Raw genomic sequence first — 6,161 nt, 5'->3', positions numbered from 1 at the left:
TAGACTAGAAATGAAACATAAGACGCTAAAAGCTGCATAAATAAAATTGATCTTTATTAAAAAAACTTGAAAATCATCAAGGAACAACTCTATGCATTTTTAAAAACAGCAATTATGAAATTGATTCGGTTAAGTAAAAATTATCAAAGAAGGGGTTATAAACATGATCAAAGGAAGTTATGTATACATAAGACCTATCTGTGATAGTGATATGGAAAGTATATTTAAGGGATGCCAAGAGGATGAAGGGTTATACATGACTGGCACACGTAACGTATTTACAATGGAGGAGGTGGTTAATGCTTATAAAAGCTTTAGCCAAGATGAGACGCGTCATGATTTAGCTATTTGTTTATTAGAAAATGGCCAAATTATAGGTGATTTATCGATTCAAGAAATTGATGAACATAATAAAAAGGCAATGTTTAGAATAGCGCTTCATAGTAAGGACAACTATGGAAAAGGGTATGGGACAGAAGCTACACGGCTTGCACAAAAATTTACATTTGAGGAATTAAACTTAAATCGCTTAGAGCTGCAAGTCTTCTCACATAATATTCGTGGCATAAAGTCTTATGAAAAAGCTGGCTTTCAAAAAGAAGGCATTTTAAGACAATCCTTATATTTGAAGAATACATATTCGGATGAAATTATTATGAGCATGCTTTACGAAGATTATGTAGCTAACTTGAGGTTCTACGAAGAGGGAGAAAAAAATAAATAATTGACTAAAGCAAGTATTTTGTTTAAAATTATGAAATAATTATGTATTTAATAAATTATTAGACTTTGGAAGAGGTGTGCAATATGAATAATGAACAAAATGAATGTGGTTTTGAGTTACGGAAATTCAACCGGTTTTACACAGAAATTCTAGGCTTTTTAAATGAACATATCTACGATAGTCCTTTTTCTTTAACGGAAACTCGTATTTTATTTGAGATTTATAACACTAGAAATTGTACAGCTAAACATATTCAAGAAAAATTAGATTTAGATGGTGGTTATGTAAGTAGAATTATTAAAAAATTCGAAATGGAAAAAATGATTTATAAGCAAAAATGTAAAGATGATGGTCGTAATTATCATCTATATGTCACGAATCATGGAGAATTAATATACAAAGAGCTGGAGAAGAAGGCTAATCAGCAAGTGGGATATATTCTTGAAGGTTTGGAAGATGGTCAAAAACGAAAGCTGATTTCTTCAATGAATACGATACAAGAAATTCTTTCTCATTCATTTCAAGATAAAGAAGAAGCCGTTACTATCCGGAGCTATTATACTTCGGAAGATATAAAAAACATGATTGAACAGCAATGGTTATTTTATAGCCAAGTATACAAATGGGATAAAAGTTTTTTAGCATATCTTCATGAGACCTTTGACTCTGAAATAGAAAGGATCTGGATAGCGGAAAGTTGTGGACAGTTTGCAGGCTGTATTGGTTTAGTAAATGATGGAAGCGAGACCGGACAGTTAAGGTGGTTCCTAGTAAATCCAGCATTTCAAAAAAAGGGAGTGGGCACTCAACTTATTAAATCTTTAGTTCAATATTGCAAAGAACATAATTTTGAACGAATTTTTCTTTGGACGGTTAGTGATATGGTAACTGCCAGACCATTATATAAAAAATTTGGATTTGAAATAACAGCAGAAAAAGAAGAAAAATCATTGTGGGGATCTACTTTAATAGAAGAACGTTGGGATTTAGATCTAAGGACCAAATAATTATTTTTTTAGGAGAAGATATGAAGATAAAATTTCATTATGGTTGGATTATCGTTTTTGTGACATTTTTAACTTTTTTAGCTGTTCAAGGTGTACGCCTTTCATTTGGTGCTTTTGTAGAACCATGGGAATCTGAATTTTCAATGGATAGAGGAACAATTTCCCTTATTTCAACTTTAAGCTTTATTGTTTATGGACTTTCCCAACCAATCATTGGCAGGCTAGTTGATAAATTAGGTGCTCGTATTATTTTATCCTTCAGCACTTTTCTAGTAGGAATAAGTATTTTACTTACTTCTTTTGTACATCACCCTTGGCAGTTATTTTTTCTTTATGGAATTATGGTTTCTCTTGGTGTAGGAGGAGCCTCTAATGTAGCTGCAACAGTGGTTGTAACTAATTGGTTTAATGAAAAGCGTGGCCTTGCATTTGGGATTATGGAAGCAGGTTTTGGTGCTGGTCAAATGTTTCTTGTTCCAGGTTCTCTCATGTTAATCCATTGGTTTAATTGGAAAATGACTGTTATTATTTTAGGTGCTTTTTTAATTTTCGTTGTCTTTCCAATTGTCCTTTTAATTTTACGAAATCATCCTAAAGAAAAGGGGTTATCCCCTATTGGCGGGGAAGTTATTGAAGAAGACATAGACGCAAAGAAAGCTTTAAATACAAACCTTTCGATATGGCAAGTATTTCTAAAAAGAGAATTTTGGTTCTTAATTTTACCTTTTGCTATTTGTGGTTTTACTACCACAGGATTAATGGATACACACCTAATTCCATTTTCACATGATCATGGTTTTTCAACAAGTGTCACTAGTGCAGCTATAAGTATACTTGCTGGATTTAATATTTTAGGAATCTTAATATCTGGTGTAGTAGCTGATCGTTGGAGCAGTCGGAAAATGTTATTCTTTCTATATGTAGTTAGAGCAATATCAATTTGTATTCTATTATATAGTCATAATTCTGGTTTACTACTTGTTTTTGCAGTGCTATTTGGATTAGTTGATTTTGCAACTGTAGCTCCTACTCAATTATTGGCTACTCAATATTTTAAAGAATATTCCATTGGATTTATCTTAGGATGGTTATTTCTAAGTCATCAAATAGGATCAGCATTAGGTGCTTATTTACCAGGGCTGTTTTATAGTGAGACAGGTAGTTATAACATTTCCTTTTACTTATCAATTGTTATTTTAGTAGGAGCAGCTATATTAAACCTTTTATTACCTGAACCTATGAAGTATGCTAAAAAGGGAAAACTACAAAACTAAAACCTTAGTGTAGGTCAATAAGTTGAAATTAAATAGGTGTTGTATTTTTGGTTAACTGACGATGTCTAGTCATCTTTGTTATATTCCCAAGTATAGCTTCAAGAATTTTTCTTAGTTCATTCAAGAATAGCTACGTAACCAAAAAATAATTCAGCCTTTTTATAAAACGATTAAATATAGTTAAATGAAATAAATAAGTTTACTGTTGTCAGTACTTGATTTCGCTTTTTTGTTGATAGTGGGCCACCTCTTTCAATTTTGAGTGTTTTTATTCATTCTAGTTCGTGTTTTTTTCACAATGACCCCAGGTTTCGTATAATAGTAGCGTTTTGGGAAAAGGTGAAACTTAATTAATTAAAGGACGTAATACAAAATAAAGGGAGGTATATTCAATGGATTGGATAATAAGAATTGTTATACTCATTGCTTTTGTGCCTTTTATAATGTATTTTGTTGCTTTAGGAAAAAATGTTCGGAAAACAGAAAGGATTACAATCGAGATATGACATATGAGTTAAATCCCTTTACTGGTACGAAAATGCCTGTAAATGACCATGACATAAAAAATAACGGTGACTGAAGAAAAAGAAGTACAGATTTGGATATACTACTATATAAAAATTTCTTTAAAGAAACGGCAGGAATAGCTGTTAAGCTTTAATCAAAACAAAAGCCAGTATTATTTGTAGAGTAGTTTAAAAAGATGGTGTGAAAACTATATATTCATCCCATCTTTTATTCTAGTCTAGGAAATTATAAAAGTGCCCATGTGGATATGGGCGTGTTGGGCGGCGTCCAGCACAGCACCCAGAAACTAGAGGACTTCACGAATCGTCCTAATCTAAATCATCATCGGCTCGCAAGCACACCGTGATTAATTATCTCCGTTGACTCGCTCCAGTCGCTACGTTTCTAATCGGGCACTTGCGCTTTTGTTTATCCCGCATATAACTAGCAGTAAGCCCCCCGTTAATTGAAGTTTCACTTTATGAAAGAACACTTCTTTGGTAATGATTGAAATTTATGGATGTATATAGCATTAAAAAGAAGTTTATTAATTACTAATTCAAATCTCTTATATACCACGCATTCATGGCGGAATGGTCAGAACCAGACAGTGGTTCATCCAAAAGAGAGAATCCAAATTTTTTATATAATATACATGCAGCTGTTAATTCATGTTGTGTTTCTAAGTAGCACTTTGAATAATGTTTAGATGCAAATGACAGAGCTGTTTCCATCAGGTTCCTTGCAAATCCTAAACCTTGCGTTTTTGGACTTACGTAGAGCTTTTGCAATTCGCAAACATGGTCATGTTCGTTAAACGGTGCTATACCAATTCCGCCAACAACTTCTCCTTCCATTTCTACCACCCAATAGTTCGCATGTTTTAACTCCGTATAATATTGGTGAAGATCGTTAAGTTGAGGGTCAAAATAAGCTGTACCAGGAATCGCTAAACCAAGTGATTTTAGTGAATCCTGTATGATCTTTTTTATTTGTGCATTGTCTTCTTGTTTAATTTCTCGAATAATCATATAATACCCCCTCCAAATAGTTCTCATTAAAGATTACGAAAGATTGTTAAACTGTTCTCCCCTTAAAAAGTTGACTAAGTCAACATTTCAAGGGTATAGTTATAGTATTATTAAAAGTGGACAAAGTCAACTAAAGGAGAACGTATGGATAAAGAAATTATTTATGATATCAGGCAATTCAATCGATTTTATACAAAGGTACTTGGTTTATTTAATAATCACATTCTAGATACAGATTATTCATTAACCGAGGCACGCATATTATTCGAAATTAGCGAAGAAACTGAATGTATTGCGAATAATCTCGTTCAAAAACTTAATATGGATAAAAGCTATATGAGCAGGATTTTGCGTAAATTAGAGAAGGAAGCATTAATAGAGAAAAAAAGCTCAGCAAGAGACAATAGAAAAAACTTTCTCTTTTTAACAAAAAAAGGAGAGGAACAGCTAGCTAAAATTAATATTCAGTCAGATCAACAAATAAATCAATTGTTTAGCGGACTATCTGAAAGTGAGATACATGAAATTCATACTTCGATGATGGTTATAAAAGAAAAATTAAATAAATATAATTTTTGAGGCTATGGAAACTGAATGGAAGTGGATAAGGAGTGTATATTTATTAGTCCTCCATTTATTCATGCAGTTCTAGATGAAATGAAAAGGATATTTGCGATGAATGTAGAAATAAATAAGGAGATGATAACAGATACGGAGGTAATAGAATGATTAATAACGTAGGGCAGCTCATGCTGTATGTAAATAATCAAGATGAAGCAGTGCGTTTTTGGAGAGAAAAGGTAGGTTTTCAGGTCATTACTGATGAAAATAATGGTCAGGGAATGAGATGGATTGAGATTGCTCCAACAATGGAAGCCGAAACAAGGATAGTACTTCATGATAAAAGCGTTATTGCAAAAATGGAGCCTGAATTAAATCTCGATACACCTTCCTTGATGTTTTTTACTGACAATCTAGAAAAGCTATATAAGGATTTATCTAGCAAAGGCGTCACAGTTGGTGAAATGGTAAATATGCCTTCGGGAAAAGTCTTTAACTTTGCAGATAGTGAAGAAAATTATTTTGCAGTAATGGAAAAAAACGAATAACTGTTGCTATGAAATTAGGCATTGAACAGGACAATTTGATCCATGAGTAAGTACAGCTGTTCAAGATGCGAGCAATTCCTTCGGAGTACAACATCAAATCTTGTACCTTGTCTATGACTTCATCAGGAAAATACTATATTTCTATTCTTACAGAGTACGAGAAGGAGATAAAAAGGAAGGAAATTGAAAAAGTTGTTGGCTTAGATTTTTCAATGGATGGGGAATGTTCACTTCTTTCTTACAGTACAAACTAAAAGAACAAGGGAAACAACTCGAACAAGTTTGATAAATGGTTCCCATCTACCAAACTTGTTCGAGTTGCGGAAATACCCAACCAATGCCTATAGAAATTAGAACTTACGCTTGTTCGTGTGGGCTAAATCCCGAAAGAGATTAATTCAGCTCTCCATATCAAAAAAGAAGGCATTCGCTTATTAGCAAGTGCCTAATGAAAATATAAACTTTTGTAACAAGAGGGTTAGCTTGGTCCATTTCGTCAGCTACCAAAA

Annotated in this window: 7 protein-coding genes and 1 pseudogene; 7 read left to right on the top strand and 1 reads right to left on the bottom strand. The window is 32.9% G+C overall.

Going from position 1 to position 6,161, the window contains the following annotated elements:
- The first annotated feature begins 163 nt into the window (after positions 1-163).
- The 3 genes from RVS70_RS17900 (at position 164) to RVS70_RS17890 (ending at position 3,005) form a co-directional block, all read left to right on the top strand.
- Positions 164-724, top strand: coding sequence for a GNAT family N-acetyltransferase (locus RVS70_RS17900; RefSeq protein ID WP_166529863.1), 561 nt, complete (start codon positions 164-166; stop codon positions 722-724).
- Positions 725-807: 83 nt separating this feature from the next.
- Complete coding sequence (locus tag RVS70_RS17895; RefSeq protein WP_166529862.1) at positions 808-1,731, top strand: helix-turn-helix domain-containing GNAT family N-acetyltransferase; 924 nt, start codon at positions 808-810, stop codon at positions 1,729-1,731.
- Positions 1,732-1,751: 20 nt separating this feature from the next.
- A complete protein-coding gene (locus tag RVS70_RS17890) occupies positions 1,752-3,005 on the top strand; it encodes an MFS transporter (protein ID WP_121604358.1) in 1,254 nt (417 codons plus the stop codon).
- Positions 3,006-4,066: 1,061 nt separating this feature from the next.
- On the opposite strand, the gene RVS70_RS17885 is transcribed toward RVS70_RS17890, so the two are convergent.
- Positions 4,067-4,543, bottom strand: a complete 477-nt coding sequence (locus tag RVS70_RS17885) for a GNAT family N-acetyltransferase (RefSeq protein WP_026682111.1) — start codon at positions 4,541-4,543, stop codon at positions 4,067-4,069.
- 144 nt (positions 4,544-4,687) lie between these two features.
- On the opposite strand from RVS70_RS17885, the gene RVS70_RS17880 reads away from it, so the two are divergent.
- The 4 genes and pseudogenes from RVS70_RS17880 to RVS70_RS17865 form a co-directional block, all read left to right on the top strand.
- On the top strand, positions 4,688-5,122 hold the full coding sequence (locus RVS70_RS17880; protein ID WP_026682112.1) for a MarR family winged helix-turn-helix transcriptional regulator: 435 nt from the start codon (positions 4,688-4,690) through the stop codon (positions 5,120-5,122).
- Between the two features lie 15 nt (positions 5,123-5,137).
- Positions 5,138-5,272, top strand: a complete 135-nt coding sequence (locus RVS70_RS17875; protein ID WP_255637590.1) for a hypothetical protein — start codon at positions 5,138-5,140, stop codon at positions 5,270-5,272.
- On the top strand, positions 5,269-5,652 hold the full coding sequence (locus RVS70_RS17870; RefSeq protein WP_026682113.1) for a VOC family protein: 384 nt from the start codon (positions 5,269-5,271) through the stop codon (positions 5,650-5,652). The genes RVS70_RS17875 and RVS70_RS17870 overlap by 4 nt, the downstream gene beginning before the upstream one ends.
- 50 nt (positions 5,653-5,702) lie before the next feature.
- Positions 5,703-6,101, top strand: a pseudogene (locus tag RVS70_RS17865) (zinc ribbon domain-containing protein); the annotation flags it as partial.
- Between the last annotated feature and the right edge of the window lie 60 nt (positions 6,102-6,161).

The sequence above is a fragment of the Virgibacillus sp. M23 genome (assembly GCF_034190895.1).
Lineage (GTDB): Bacteria > Bacillota > Bacilli > Bacillales > Amphibacillaceae > Virgibacillus > Virgibacillus salarius.
This window is presented reverse-complemented; position numbering and strand designations above follow the sequence as displayed.